This window comes from Paenibacillus sp. JCM 18996 (genome assembly GCF_055392555.1).
Window position 1 is genome coordinate 1,379,632 of the sequence record NZ_AP043884.1, and the last position, 14,239, is coordinate 1,393,870.

The window sequence follows — 14,239 nt, forward strand, 5'->3', positions numbered from 1 at the left end:
GTCTGCCCGTTTTAATCTGCTTGATCGTTTTTGCAATGCTTATTACCGCTTGCGTCGGTAAAGGAAACATTTCCGGAAGTACGCCTGCAGCGGAGAAAGCATCCAATCAAATCGTAAAAGATGCGATGGGCCATGAAGTAAAGATTCCGGCAAATCCGCAGCGGGTTCTTGCCCCCTATCTCGAAGACCATTTAACGGTCCTCGGCGTCAAGCCGGTCGCCCAATGGTCGATTGGCCAAACCGTTCAGGACTATCTGCAGCCTGCATTGAAAGACGTGCAAAAAATCAGCTGGGACCTTCCGCCTGAAGCAGTTGCCGCTGTCAATCCCGATCTGATCATCATTAGTTCACCTGCATCGGTACAAAACGGCCTTTACGAGAAATATTCCAAAATCGCGCCCACCTATATCCTGGGTGATGAATTAGGCAAAGATTGGCGTCAGCAGCTGCTAAAAATCGGTGAATTACTCAACAAATCCGATGCGGCGAAGAAAGCTCTAAATGACTATGACTATAAAGCCAAAGAGGCCAAAGCGAAAATCCATCAGGTTATCGGCGAGAAATCGGCGGCTATCGTATGGATGGTTGAAAAACAATTTTACCTCTTCGAGGAAACACGCTTTAGCGGAAAAGTAATGTATGGGGATTTGGGCGTGACCCGACCGAAACTTGTTCAAAATCTCGCTGCGCCTTCAGCCAAATGGGAGCCGATTTCTCTTGAAAAGCTTTCGGAGCTAGACGCGGACCATCTTTTCCTGGTAAAGAAGGATGGTGTAGGAAGTGGGAAAGAAGCCTTTGACAGCCCAGTGTGGAAGGCCTTGCCGGCCGTAAAACAGAATCATGTTTATGAAATAAAGGATTCCGGCAGCTGGACAAACAGCGGTTTGGCCGCCAGTGAAAAAACCATTGACGATATTATGAAGGCGCTGGGTAAATAGGTTGGAAATGGCGGGGGAGTATATGTACGCTTAGCCAATTCCGCATCCAGGATGAAGAACGCATTACTGTCGTTGTCTATCCTCTTTAATCTTGGTACGATGCTGTCGAAAGTGGCTTCTTCTTCCACCTGTTCATCTATAAACCATTTTAAAAAATTGATGGTAGCGTGTTCCCTCTCGTTCCAAGAGGCATCGGATATATCATAAATACGACGTGTCACCGATTGCTCATGGGCAAAGGCTTCTTCAAAAGCATTAAGCAAGTATCGCATGAATCACATAGCTTTCCCCTGCTTGGTGGAAACTAATTATACCAAATGTTTTCGAGGTGCCCTATGTCTGACTTTACTGCCACGGCGAATGGCAAAGAAATCACTATTACGAGTCCAGCCAAGCTGCTGTGGCCAGAATTCGGGATAACCAAGCTGGACTACATAAAATATCTAGTGGAGGCCGCCCCTTATTTTTTGCCTTATACAATCGATCGAATGCTTATGATTTGGCGTTACCCGACAGGGCCAGGCGGCAAAAGAATTGAACAGCGCTCCGTTCACGGAACTGCCCCGGAATGGTTGCCGCGCGTTGTATACAACGGAAAAGAAAGGATTTTACTCAATAACACCGCCTCACTTGTATGGGTCGCGAATTTGGATGCATTAGAGCTGCATGTTCCCTTTGACCGTTATGACCGCAAAGATTATCCAACCGAATTGGTTTTCGATTTGGATCCTCCGGATGACCGGAGTTTTGCGCTTGTAAGCGAAACAGCGTTGGCACTAAAAGAAGTCCTCGATTCCCTCGGGCTGTTTTCAGTTCCCAAAACATCCGGCGCAACGGGGCTGCAAATATACATTCCGATCGAACCGAAATATACGTTTGCAGAAACCAGGAAAATAAATAAATTTATTGCGGATTACATGTCACAAAAAATGCCGGATCAAATCACCTTGGAACGGGTGGTGGACAAACGGCGCTCAAAATTATATTTCGATTATTTGCAGCTTTGGCGGGGCCGAACGATGGCAGTCCCTTACTCCGTGCGCGCGCGCATGATGCCAACCGTTTCCACTCCGGTCACTTGGGAAGAAGTAGGCAAAGGCTTCAGACCGACCGATTTTACAGTATTAAATGTGATTGAACGCGTCAAAAAGTCAGGGGCTTTATTCGCTCCGCTGAGCACGCAAAAAATGAAGTACAATCAAAATCTCGACCCTATCATTTCGTTTTTCACGGTCCGGGAAGGCAGTCAAGGTTCAAAGAATGTTTAGATTTACGCAAATGTGGTTAGAATTTGTATACACCAAAAATATTTATTAGAAAGGAAGTGCTGACATGCTCTGGACAATTTTTGTTGTATTGCTGTTATTTTGGGTTCTAGGTCTTTCTTTTCACATCGCAGGTGGATTGATTCATATCCTCCTTGTCGCCGCTTTGATCTCCCTTGTCTACAATTTAGTGGCTGGAAGAAAAAATCGTTTGTAAACCTTTGAAATTGTGAAGGCTGCCCCACAGGCAGCTTTTTTGTTTCCAGGCTGGATTTCCGCTTGGTTTTTCTTGTGAAAGGGACTATCTGCGAGCAAAAAAAAAGCGACCTTACGGCGCCGCTGCTTTAACGTATTCGTTCCGCTTCCCGTTGCGGTGCGCGTCACTTAGCCCGCTTTCTTGATACATATTTTTTGTATTTCTTTACGCGGGGAATGCGCCTTACATTGCCGCTTTGCAACAAATTTTTGTCGCTTATGATCCAGGTATGGCCGGATGAATTTTTCCTGCGGACGGCGACGAAATGGTATTTGCTGCCGGAAAAGATTTTAAACCCCTTGGCCCTGCTGTCCCTGCAAAACTTATCGTCTTCCCCTACCGTCATGTTGGAGAAACGGACTTTGTTAAATACTTTCTTTTTGAACACTAAAGTGGCCCCGGGCAGAATAGAGACAAACTTATTTTCGGCTCCCGTATTACGGAGAAGGAGTGCTTTGGATTGCTTAAGCCAAATAAAATGCGCGCGTTTGCCGACGATATCCGCACGGCTTCTTTTTAATGCACGCATACAGTCCTTTAAATAATGGGGTGCATAATAATCGTCGTCGTCAAATTTGGCCACAATATTGTATCTGGCTTTGCTGACCCCAACATTTAAACATTTTCCCAGCGTCTTTTTCTCCGGCACCCGGTATATGGATATGTGTTTATATTTTTTAGCCATTTTTCGATAGTTTTTGCTGTTAATGCTATCTTTGTTTAGGACTATGATGAGTTCCTTTTTTTTCCATCTCTGCCTTTTGTAATTTTTAAACAGGTTTTTCTTGAAATGCGCCCTTTGCGTGCTGGTAACAATGGAAATCCCATGCATTACGGCTGTCCTCCTTCCTTAAAATTAACATTTGCTAATTATAAAGATATGGATTATTGACTAAAAAAGAAACGGCGCATTCAGGGGTTGATTCGTGGAAAAAGTTCCTTCCAGTACAGACTGGCGCTTACTTCGCGCAGCATCATTTGCGCAGCATTGCGTGGAGAGCCGGCCTGTGTGATGGCTGAAATGACGGCAGCCCCGTCTGCTCCTGCTTCTATCACTGCCTTTATTTTGCCTTGGGAGATACCGCCGATTCCAACCAAAGGCAGGGAAATGCCGTTTCTGCGTATCTCTTTAATTATGGATGGCCCCTTCACCTCGCGGATGTCTGATTTCGTTGCCGTCGGATACATGGGGCCTACCCCCAAATAATCCGCCCCGCTCTGCAGCGCGAGATTGGCTTCCTCCACGTCGTGAGCCGAGACGCCTACGATTTTATCCCGCATTTTCGTGCGCACTTCAGCTAATGCCTGATCTTCCTGGCCAATATGTACCCCGTCGGCATTTAACCTCAGCGCAAGTTCTGCATCGTCATTGACGATAAACAGCACATCGCGGGATTTACACAGCTTTTGCAGCTGTTTACCCAAAATGTATGCTTCCTGGCCCTGCAAAGCTTCGGGACCCTTTTCCCGAAATTGAAAGGCGGTGATGCCACCCTCGATCGCTTCCTCCAACGTGCGTAGAGGATCCGTGAGGCAGTTCACCGTTCCCATGACCAAATAAAGCTTCAGCCGTTCCCTTAACGCTTCCGCCACTTCCGCTCCCCCGTTCCAAACTTTAGTTGTTCGTCGCTATGTTGCCCCGGGAGTATTTCCTGTAGGCCCAATGATTGGCAGGCCCGTGTCCTCCGCCGATTCCCAGTGGATGAGCGATAGCCGCTTGAATAAAATGCTTCGCTGTACCCGCTGCCTGCCGGACAGAAGCCCCTTTCGCGAGCTCGGCGGCAATCGCTGCGGCAAAGGTGCAGCCGGTGCCGTGAGTATCTTTGGTCTTTACTCTCTCGCCAGTGAACGTATAGGAAGCTGCACCGTCATAAAGCAGATCCTCCGCAACAGCCTGCTCGTCTGCGTGCCCGCCTTTTATCAGTACGTACTCAGGTCCCAATGCATGGATTCTCTTTGCCGCTTCCACACGGTCTTTCATTGAATGGATGCTCATATTCGCGAGAGCTTCCGCTTCCGGAATATTCGGCGTAACTACCTTGGCGAGCGGCAGCAGGTGTCTGCATACAGCCTCTACAGCGTCGTCCCGCAGCAGCGCCGCACCCCCTTTTGCGGTCATCACCGGATCGACCACCAGCCCGCGCCAGCCGTAGCTGCAGATCTTGCCTGCCACAGCTTCGATGATTTCACCGCTGAACAGCATGCCGGTCTTCACCGCCTGAGGCTCCAGATCCTCGCCGATGGAATCCATCTGACGGACTACCGCTTCCACAGGAAGCGGGTAAACCCCCTGCACCCCCAGTGTGTTTTGAGCCGTGACCGCAGTGATCACCGACATGCCGAAAGCTCCCAGCTCCTGGAACGTTTTCAGATCGGCCTGGATGCCCGCGCCTCCCCCGCTGTCCGATCCGGCAATAGTCAACACTTTCGGTACTGCCATATCCATGGAATGGCCCGTTTCCTCCGAACGGCCGGTCATGATAGGCTCATTCCTTCCATCGGGCTGCTCGCTGAGGCGTAGCGTTTTTTCGGGATCCGGCCCGCCTCGAAGCCAAAACGGCCGGCTTCAATGGCGAGCTTCATGGCAAGCGCCATCTTGATCGGATCCTTGGCTCCGGATACCGCCGTGTTAAGCAGAACTCCGTCAGCCCCGAGCTCCATAGCAATGGCGGCGTCGGAAGGAGTGCCTATACCGGCATCCACGATAACGGGAACCGTCGCCTGTTCTACAATAAGGCTGATATTGAGCGGGTTGACGATCCCCTGGCCCGAACCGATCGGGGAAGCTCCCGGCATTATGGCGTGCGCTCCCAACTCCTGCAGCCGTCTGGCCAGCAGCACATCGTCCGAGGTGTAAGGCAGCACGATAAAGCCTTCCTCCAGCAGCAATTCGGTGGCCTTCAGCGTCTCCACGGGATCCGGCAGCAGTGTCTTCATGTCCCCGATCACTTCCACCTTAATCATGTCGCACAAACCGGAAGCTTTGGCCAGCCTTGCGATCCGCACCGCTTCCTCAGCGTTCCGGGCACCTGCCGTATTAGGCAGCAGCTTGAACCGGGCGAGATCCAGCATTTCCAGGAAATTCGGCTGGCCGGGCTCGAAAATATTCATCCGGCGAACGGCAAAAGTGAGGATCTGGGCCTCCGACACGTTGACCGCCACCCGCTGGACTTCGAAATCCGGAAATTTTCCTGTCCCAAGCAAAAGTCTTGATTTAAACTGATAAGGTCCGATAGTTAACATGTTTATCCGCCTCCCACAAAATGTACGATTTCGACCCGGTCTCCATTGGAAAGCAGGGCTTCGGCGTGCGCCGATTTTTCAAGAATATTCCGGTTCAATTCCACGATGACGACTTTGCGGTCCAGCTCCAGATGGGTCAAAAGCTCCCTTACCGTCGTGACCGCTTGCGGGACCTCAAGCTCGGTTCCGTTGATCGTAAGTACTTTCATTTTTTATATTCCTCCTGCCGTAAGAGAAGCGCTGTGCCGGTCGGGGCGAAAAGCGTCCAGATCCATGCCGGCCGTCCGCTTGCCCGAGATCAGGTCCGCTACAAGCTCCCCTGTAATCGGGCTTAGCAGAATCCCGTTCCGGTAGTGTCCTGCCGCCGCAAACAACCCTATGCAGCCCGGTACCTCCCCCAGATAAGGCAGCCCGTCCCGTGTCTGCGGCCTGAGTCCCGCCCATGACTTTTCCAATCTGGCCGCGGCGATCGAAGGCACGAGACGCACCGCTTTTTCCATTAAGCCCATCAGTCCTCCCACACTGACTGTCAAATCATAGGAACCTGCAACCATCGTAGCGCCTACAAGGATTCGGCCGCCGCGTTTGGGGACCAGGTAGCATCCCTTTGAAAATATCGTCGTTTCCAATAGAGGCTTCTGTGTGACGGCCGAAAAGCATTCTCCTTTGACCGGATAAAGATCCAGTGAAAGCCCGGCTTGCGTGAGCAGTCCTTTACTTCCGACCGCGCCTGCCACTACGACCCGTTCGCACAACACCGTGCCTTCTTCCGTGATTAAGCCGTTCACCCGATCCCCGTCGATAATCAACGATTTCACCTCGGTGTACTCCTTTACCGCGGCTCCCAGCGCTGCGGCTGCTTTCACATAAGCCTCCGACAGCTCAGGGGCCAACACCTGGCCGTCGCCTGGGATGTACACGGCTCCGCAGATCTGCTGCGTCAAAGCGGGCTCCACTTCCCGCGCCTGCTCGGGAGTCAGCCATTCCGCCCGCTCCCCTGCCTCGACCTGAAAAGCGATCATGCCTCGGCACTCTTCCGCCTGCTCGGAGGTTGCGGCAACCTTCAGCAGCCCTTTTTGCACCAGGCCGATGTCGATGCCGGTCAGCTCCTTCAGCTCTTCCGCGATAAGAGGAAATTTGGCTCTGCTGAGCCGGGCCAGGTCGAAGAACGGCCCTTTCTCATGCATTTCGGACTGCGCTCCCAGCATTCCACCCGCCGCGCTTGAAGCGCCGGAGCCTGTGCGGCCCTTTTCCAGCAGTAGAACCTTGAACCCCTTTTTCGCCAGATGGAATGCGACCGACCCACCAATCGCACCTCCGCCGACAACTGCCACATCGTAGTGTTCTGCCATATTCATTAACTCCCGTTGTGTAAAATTTGATAGTACGCCTGCGCCGTGTCCACAGGATCAACCGCTTCGAGGATACCGCTCATCACGGCAATGCCCGCCGCACCGGCGTCCAGCACTTCTGCGGCATTTAACGGAGTCAGTCCGCCGATGGCGATAACCGGCACCTTCACTTTCGCAATCACTTCACGGAGCGCTTCAACGCCTCTCGCTGCCATGCCCGGTTTTGACGCTGTCGGAAACACATGGCCGAATATCAGGTAATCCGCGCCCTCCTCTTCGGCCAGTACCGCCTCATCTGCGGAATGAACGGATTTGCCTGCAGCCAGGCCCGGAAATACTGCCTTCGCCTGCGCAACATCCAGGCTGTGATACGCCAGATGAACGCCGTACACATACATGGCGGCCGCGACATCGGCCCGGTCGTTGACAATAATTCTTCTCGGGTCGACACCCGCCATGAGTAATTGTTTAATGCCTTCGCACAGCTCGCGGGCCGTCCTGTGTTTCTCGCGCAGATGGAAAAAAGTTACCCAAGGATAAATCTGCGCGGCAATTGCGGCCACTTCAGCCATGGACTGCTTGCCTGTAGAAACGATGTGCAGTTCTTTTGGCCTCATAAGCACCTCCTTGAACAAAATAATCCCGGATACGCGCAGGGCTTAGGTGTGGAATCGCTGTTTTTGCGTGAGCCCGAAACTCACAAAAAAGACCACTTTTCCGATGAAAAGTGGTCGTCCCGGCTTGGTATACTCAAACCTTGAAACGGTACGCTCACCACTTCCCTACGCTGGCATAAACCAGATCAGGTTCAGAGGGTCCGGAGATGTTCCGTCTCAGCCGTATGGCACCCCTAGTGATACTTAGCATTCATATGATCGTAAATTATAGCACGAAGTTGCAGCGTTGAGAACCTTTTTTACTGACGCGCTGTAAAAAGAAACAAAGCCGGCCCGCAGGCCGGCTGTGCAAGATATGCACCCGCAGTTCAACCTTCGCAGGTATGTGCATACATCTTTGGCGTTATGGAAGGAATGGCACGCTTTCTTCAGAGGCCTTCTTTTCAGAAGCATTCTCTTGCGGCTCGTTATCCGGCGTATGTTCCGTGACGTTGTCCGTCTCGTTTTCCGGCATATTTTCCGTGACGCTGCCCGGCTCGTTTTCCGGCATATCTTCCAGGACGCCATCCGCCTCGTTTTCCGGCTCATCCAGCGCAATCCTTTCTTCGGGAACGGTAATCCTCTCGTACAGTTCAATGTACTTCTGAGCCGATTTACTCCAGGAGAAATCGCACTTCCTGATGTTGCCGTGAATGGCGGACCAGGCATCCGCATCATGGTAAAACTCCAATGCCCGGCGCACGGTATGGAGCATGTCGTGCGCGTTAAAATTGGTGAAGCTGAAGCCGTTGCCTTCCTTCGTAAATTCATTGTACGGCTGTACCGTATCCTTCAGTCCGCCGGTTTCCCGCACGATCGGCACGGAGCGGTAGCGAAGCGCGACCAGCTGGCCGATACCGCACGGCTCGAATTGGGAGGGCATCAGGAACAAGTCCGAAGCGGCGTACATTCTTCTGGCCAGTTCCTCATCGAACGTGATATGAGTTGAAACCTTGTCCGGATACCGCCAGGCCGCGTACCTGAACATCTCCTCATATCTATGCTCACCCGTCCCGAGAATCACCCATTGGGCATCCGCCTGCATGAGCTCCTCCAGCACACCGGCAATCAAATCGAGCCCTTTCTGCTCCACCAGCCTGGTTACGAGGGCGATCATCGGGATGTCCCTGCCCGCCGGGAGCCCGAACTGCTCTTGCAGCAGCACTTTGTTCATCTTCTTTTTCACCAGGGAATCCCGGTAATTGATAAAAAGCCGCGGATCCTTCATCGGATCGAACTCCTCGTAATCGATGCCGTTGACAATGCCGTGCAAACGGTCGGATTGGCTCCTCAGCAGGCTGTCCAGATTTTCCCCGAAATAAGGCGTCTGGATCTCTTCCGCATAGGTGGGACTGACCGTCGTAATCACATCGGAGTACAGCAGACCGCCTTTCAAAAAGCTCGCCCCCCCATGAAGCTCAAGCGCGTATCCGTGGAGATGTTCTTCTCCCAGCCCGGCCAGTTCCCTGAACTGGTCTTTCCCAAAGATGCCCTGGTACTTCATATTGTGGATGGTGATCATAAATTTCATATTGGCAAAATCCGGCAGGTTCCAGTAATGCGCCTTAAACAGCACCGGAATCAATCCCGCCTGCCAATCGTGACAATGAACCACGTCCGGGATGAATTTGAGGTAAGGGAGAGCTTCGATCACGCCCCTTGAGAACAGGATATATCGCTCCGCATCGTCCCCGTAACCGTACAACCCGCCTCTTTTGAAATAAAACTCATTATCGACATAATAAAACGTGACTCCCTCATGCTCCAGCTTCTGGATACCTACATACTGCCTTCTCCATCCGATATTGGTGTAGAAATTGCAGACCTGCTCCATACGCTCCTGAAAATGCAAGGGAATATCGCCGTATTTGGGCATAATGACCCGCACATCCACACCTTGTTTTTTGAGCTCCTTGGGCAGCGAGCCGATGACGTCGGCCAGTCCCCCCGTCTTGGCAAAGGGAACGGCTTCGGAAGCAGCAAACAAAACTTTCATTCTTTCCACTCCTTTATAAGCGGCAGGCTGAAAAGGGGCCGCAGCAGGTACCGGCATATCAAGCGCTTTCATGCAGCGGACGCCTTTACTCCTCCACTATTGTTTTTCTGAGTAATGACATCGAATTATATCACTTTCGTTTTCGCGGCGATAAACGGCGCTTTGGAATCTCCAGTTAGCACACGTCCTCTGGAAATGAACACATCTTTGTCCAGAATGCTGTTCTCCACGATCACGTTTTCTTCGATTTCACAGTTTTGCAGGATGATGCTGTTCTTGACATAAGCGCCTTTGCTGATTTTGACGCCGCGGAACAGGATGCTGTTCTCCACTTTGCCTTCAATGACGCATCCGTTGGCAATCAGGGCATTCTTCACCGTGGCGTTGTCCATGTATTTGGCAGGCGGTTCGTCCTTGATTTTGGTAAAAATAGGGTTGAATTGAAGAAACAGCCCGCGCCATATTTTGGGATTGAGCAGCTCCATACTGTGCTTGTAATAGTTCTGGATGGAGTTGATGATGCCCAGATACCCTTTGAACTCATAGCCATAAATATTCAGCTTGCGGACGTTCTTCATGATCGCATCTCTCACGAGATGGTCCCAGCCCCGCGCCAGGGAGGTTTCCACCAAATCCAGAAGCAGCGATTTCTTCATCAAATACATTTCCATCGAGATTTTGCTGCTCTTCAGCCTACCCAGCTGATCTTCCATCACCAGGACGCGACCGTCCTCATCGACTTCCATGCGCCTTTGCTTTCCCATCTCCAGCGAATCTTTTTCCTTATAAATCACCGTGATGTCCGCGCCGGTTTCTTCATGGTGTCTCAGCACCTCGTTATAATCGAGATTGCAGATCATATGGGAGCGCGAGATGACCACATACTCTTCCGGTCCGCGGTGAAAATAGTCCCTATGGCTGTAAAATTGGAACAAGTCCCCCCGCGACATGCCCGAAGGCTCGTCCAGCACCGCAGGCAGCAGGAACAAGCCGCCGCGCTTGCGGTCCAGATCCCACTCTTTGCCGGATCCCAGATGATCCATTAACGAACGGTATTTATGGTGTGTAAACACAGCCACATTTTCGATTCCCGAATTGACCATATTGGAGAGCGCGAAATCTATCAGCCGGTATCTACCGCCGTAAGGAACGGAAGCCACGCACCGGTAATAGGTGAGTTCTTCCAAATCATCCGGTTCATTCACAAGATTAATGACTCCCATGATACGTTTCATATAATTGTTATCCCCTTTGATTTGAAGTCGTAATCCGTTGGTTCCCGCCGATCAGCATAATCTCGCCGGATGTGTCCTCGCCGCCGACCGTGCAACCGTCCTCAACGACCGTACCTTCCCCGATGATCGCACGGTGGATGGTGACATTCTCCCCGATCCGCGCATTCGGCATAATAACGGAATCCTTGATATAGCTGCCTTCCCCCACCTGAACGCCGTAAAACAGTACGGAATGGTCCACTTCGCCGAAGACGGCGCAGCCTTCATTCACAAGGGATCTGCGGATTTGGGCCGTTGGCGCGATATACTGAGCGGGCTGATAAGGATTAAGGGAGTAAATCCGCCAGTGCTTATCGTTCAGATTCAATTCCGGCTCGTTGTCCAGCAGGTCCATATTGGCTTCCCACAAGCTGCGCACGGTACCGACATCCTTCCAGTAGCCTTCGAACGGATAAGCGTACATTTTGGCTTCTTCGCTGAGCATAAGTGGAATGAGGTCCTTGCCGAAATCCTTGGAAGATTCCGGATTCTGCTCATCTTTGCGAAGATAATGACGGAGAACCTCCCAAGTGAAAATGTATACGCCCATCGAAGCCAGATTGCTCTTCGGCTCCTTCGGCTTCTCAGCGAACTCCGTGATCGTTCCGTCAGCATCCGCGCTCATGATTCCGAACCGGCTCGCTTCGTCCCAGCCCACTTCAATGACTGCAATGGAAACGTCTGCATTTTTACGCTTGTGGTAATCGAGCATTTTGTCATAATCCATCTTGTAGATATGGTCCCCGGAAATGACAAGGACGTATTCCGGATTATACCGCTCGATAAAGCTGATGTTCTGGTAGATCGCGTTGGCCGTACCTTTATACCAGTCTCCGCCTTTTTGCTCGACGAACGGAGGGAGTACGGTCACCCCGCCGTCCTTCCGGTCCAGGTCCCATGGGCTGCCAATTCCGATATAAGTATTAAGCACGAGAGGCTGGTACTGGGTCAGCACACCGACGGTGTCTATACCCGAGTTCGTGCAGTTGCTCAATGTAAAATCGATGATCCTGTATTTGCCGCCAAAATGGACAGCCGGTTTGGCCAATTGTTTGGTTAATACGCCCAATCTTCTTCCCTCGCCGCCAGCAAGCAGCATGGCCACACATTCCTTTTTGCGCATCGGCTTCCATCCTCTCTCTGCTATACGTCTTTTTGGTACCGTTCACTTGCTCGCCGCTTTTATTGCCGTCTGCAGGCAACACATACCCTGCACCCCGTCGCTCGCCGTGAGACGAGTCCGGCTAATTTGCTCGCGGCGCACCACCGGGTGTTTTTAATTGCCGTTCTTGTTCGCGCCTTTGGCTCTAGCCTTTCTTTTGAGCTTAATGACCACCGTGGCGAGGGGAGGCACAATCATCCGGAGCATATAAGGCTGCCCGTGCCATTCCTCCTCTTCGGTCTTGAGAGGCAGCCCGTTGTACTGGTTCGATCCCCCGTAAGCTTCCATGTCGCTGTTGAAGATTTCTTCATAGGTGCCGGCCACGGGAACCCCGATCCGGTAGTCCGGATGGACAACTGGAGTGAAATTGCTTACGATCAGCAGCCATTCCCTCTCCTTGCTTCCTTTTCTCAGAAAGCCAACCACACTTTGGGATTGGTCGTGCGGGCTTATGAAGTCAAACCCTTCCTGCTGGTGGTCCAGCTCCCAAAGAGCGGGCTCGGACAGGTACAAGCGGTTCAAGTCGCGGACATACTCGAACATCCGGCGGTGCATATCATAATCGAACAGCACCCAGTCCAGCTGCTCAAGATCCTTCCACTCGCTGAACTGCCCGAATTCTCCCCCCATGAAAAGAAGCTTCTTGCCGGGGTGGGCGAACATATACCCATAGAAAGCCCTGAGACAGGCAAACTTCTGCCAATAATCGCCCGGCATTTTGTCCAGCAGCGACTTCTTGCCGTGAACCACCTCGTCATGTGACAATGGCAGCACATAATTCTCGGAGAAGGCGTACATGAAGGAGAACGTAACGAGCCGGTGATTGAAGCTGCGGAATAAAGGATCCATCTCCATATATTTCAGCATATCGTTCATCCAGCCCATGTTCCATTTATAGTTGAACCCGAGACCGCCTTCGTCCACGGGGTGGGTCACTTTAGGCCAATCGGTGGAATCCTCCGCCATCATCAATGCCTGCGGGAAGTATTGGAACACGGCGGTATTCAGTTTCTTGATAAACTCCACCGCTTCCAGATTTTGTTCTCCGCCGTATTTGTTGTACAGCTTCTGTTCGTAATCAGCTCTGCCAAAGTTAAGCAGCAGCATGCTCGCCACGGCGTCTACGCGAAGCCCGTCAATATGGAACTTGTCCATCCAGAACACCGCGTTCGATATGAGAAAAGAGACCACTTCCGGCTTTCCGAAGTCAAAAGTAAGCGTTCCCCATTGATGCTTCTCCGCTTTGGCCGGGTCCTCATATTCGTATACCGGGAGTCCGTCAAACTGCCTCAGGCCATGATCGTCTTTACAGAAATGGCCGGGGACCCAGTCCATGATGACGCCGATTCCTTTCCGGTGGCAGCAGTCCACAAAGTACATGAAATCCTTCGGCTCTCCGAACCGGCTCGTGACGGAAAAATATCCCGTCGCCTGGTAACCCCATGAACGGTCGTACGGATGCTCCATCAGCGGCAGCAGCTCGATATGGGTGTAGCCGAGGTCCGCCACGTAGTCCACCAACTCCTCTGCGAGCTCCCTATATGTATAGTAACCGTCGTTCTCTTTCTTTTTCCACGTACCCATATGTACTTCATAAATATTCATGGGCGCGTTGTAGGACGGCTTTTTCTTTTTGCCGTTCTGCCACGCCCTGTCGCTCCATTCATAGCCTTCCAGGTCGTACACCCGGGACGCCGTCAAGGGCTTTACTTCGGAGTAAAAGGCATACGGATCCGACTTCAGCATCAGCGTGCCGTGGGGAGTCAGAATTTCGTACTTATACCTCTCCCCTTGCGTAAGATCGGGCACGAATAAAGACCAGATCCCCGTCTCGTTGAGCTTGTCCATAAGATAGTCCGTGCCGTTCCATCCGTTGAAGTCACCTACTACCCTAACCTCCCGGGCATGCGGCGCCCAAACTGTGAACCGCACACCTTTCTTCCCCTCACATTCCATCATGTGGGCTCCTAGCATTCTATAACTGTGGTGTAAACTGCCTTCATGAAACAGGAACATATCGTGGGAACTGGGGACCAGGCTTTCCATTTTGCACCATTCCTTCTAGTAGAATCAACAACCATATCATCAAAACGATTT

The 14,239-nt window shown here is 51.8% G+C and carries 14 protein-coding genes, 1 pseudogene and 1 riboswitch; of the genes and pseudogenes, 3 read left to right on the plus strand and 12 right to left on the minus strand.

Annotated elements, in window-relative coordinates; translation table 11 throughout:
• Positions 1-125 precede the first annotated feature (125 nt).
• Positions 126-938, plus strand: a complete 813-nt coding sequence (locus ACZ5N7_RS06770; RefSeq protein ID WP_464658348.1) for an iron-hydroxamate ABC transporter substrate-binding protein — start codon at positions 126-128, stop codon at positions 936-938.
• 11 nt (positions 939-949) lie between these two features.
• On the opposite strand, the pseudogene ACZ5N7_RS06775 reads toward ACZ5N7_RS06770, so the two are convergent.
• Positions 950-1,201 (minus strand): annotated as a pseudogene (locus tag ACZ5N7_RS06775) (ferritin); the annotation flags it as partial.
• A 72-nt stretch (positions 1,202-1,273) separates the two neighbouring features.
• Between ACZ5N7_RS06775 and ligD the strand changes: the two are divergent.
• Together ligD and ACZ5N7_RS06785 are read left to right on the plus strand one after the other, a co-directional pair.
• The gene (gene ligD / locus ACZ5N7_RS06780; protein WP_464658349.1) at positions 1,274-2,206 is read left to right on the plus strand and encodes a non-homologous end-joining DNA ligase; all 933 of its coding nucleotides are present in this window, start codon (positions 1,274-1,276) and stop codon (positions 2,204-2,206) included.
• A 64-nt stretch (positions 2,207-2,270) separates the two neighbouring features.
• The gene (locus tag ACZ5N7_RS06785) at positions 2,271-2,420 is read left to right on the plus strand and encodes a lmo0937 family membrane protein (RefSeq protein WP_464658350.1); all 150 of its coding nucleotides are present in this window, start codon (positions 2,271-2,273) and stop codon (positions 2,418-2,420) included.
• 163 nt (positions 2,421-2,583) lie between these two features.
• Here the strand turns inward: ACZ5N7_RS06785 and ACZ5N7_RS06790 are convergent, their stop codons facing one another.
• From ACZ5N7_RS06790 to glgB, 11 genes are all read right to left on the minus strand, one after another.
• Positions 2,584-3,291: a glycosyltransferase family 2 protein gene (locus tag ACZ5N7_RS06790; RefSeq protein WP_464658351.1), complete on the minus strand. Its 708-nt coding sequence runs from the start codon at positions 3,289-3,291 to the stop codon at positions 2,584-2,586.
• Between the two features lie 80 nt (positions 3,292-3,371).
• Positions 3,372-4,052 (minus strand): thiamine phosphate synthase, encoded by a 681-nt coding sequence (gene thiE / locus ACZ5N7_RS06795; protein ID WP_464658352.1) that lies wholly within the window; start codon positions 4,050-4,052, stop codon positions 3,372-3,374.
• A 22-nt stretch (positions 4,053-4,074) separates the two neighbouring features.
• A complete protein-coding gene (gene thiD / locus ACZ5N7_RS06800; protein ID WP_464659173.1) occupies positions 4,075-4,899 on the minus strand; it encodes a bifunctional hydroxymethylpyrimidine kinase/phosphomethylpyrimidine kinase in 825 nt (274 codons plus the stop codon).
• 35 nt (positions 4,900-4,934) lie between these two features.
• Positions 4,935-5,702: a thiazole synthase gene (locus ACZ5N7_RS06805; protein WP_464658353.1), complete on the minus strand. Its 768-nt coding sequence runs from the start codon at positions 5,700-5,702 to the stop codon at positions 4,935-4,937.
• A gap of 2 nt (positions 5,703-5,704) precedes the next feature.
• Entirely contained in the window at positions 5,705-5,911 is a 207-nt protein-coding gene (thiS, locus tag ACZ5N7_RS06810; RefSeq protein WP_464658354.1) for a sulfur carrier protein ThiS, read from the minus strand.
• Between the two features lie 3 nt (positions 5,912-5,914).
• Complete coding sequence (gene thiO, locus ACZ5N7_RS06815; RefSeq protein WP_464658355.1) at positions 5,915-7,054, minus strand: glycine oxidase ThiO; 1,140 nt, start codon at positions 7,052-7,054, stop codon at positions 5,915-5,917.
• Between the two features lie 5 nt (positions 7,055-7,059).
• Complete coding sequence (locus ACZ5N7_RS06820) at positions 7,060-7,671, minus strand: thiamine phosphate synthase (protein WP_464658356.1); 612 nt, start codon at positions 7,669-7,671, stop codon at positions 7,060-7,062.
• A gap of 145 nt (positions 7,672-7,816) precedes the next feature.
• Positions 7,817-7,916: riboswitch (TPP riboswitch) on the minus strand.
• A gap of 158 nt (positions 7,917-8,074) precedes the next feature.
• Positions 8,075-9,706, minus strand: coding sequence for a glycogen synthase GlgA (gene glgA, locus ACZ5N7_RS06825; protein WP_464659174.1), 1,632 nt, complete (start codon positions 9,704-9,706; stop codon positions 8,075-8,077).
• 125 nt (positions 9,707-9,831) lie between these two features.
• Complete coding sequence (glgD, locus tag ACZ5N7_RS06830; RefSeq protein WP_464658357.1) at positions 9,832-10,941, minus strand: glucose-1-phosphate adenylyltransferase subunit GlgD; 1,110 nt, start codon at positions 10,939-10,941, stop codon at positions 9,832-9,834.
• A 7-nt stretch (positions 10,942-10,948) separates the two neighbouring features.
• Positions 10,949-12,103 (minus strand): glucose-1-phosphate adenylyltransferase, encoded by a 1,155-nt coding sequence (locus tag ACZ5N7_RS06835; RefSeq protein ID WP_464658358.1) that lies wholly within the window; start codon positions 12,101-12,103, stop codon positions 10,949-10,951.
• A gap of 153 nt (positions 12,104-12,256) precedes the next feature.
• Positions 12,257-14,188 (minus strand): 1,4-alpha-glucan branching protein GlgB, encoded by a 1,932-nt coding sequence (gene glgB, locus ACZ5N7_RS06840; RefSeq protein ID WP_464658359.1) that lies wholly within the window; start codon positions 14,186-14,188, stop codon positions 12,257-12,259.
• Between the last annotated feature and the right edge of the window lie 51 nt (positions 14,189-14,239).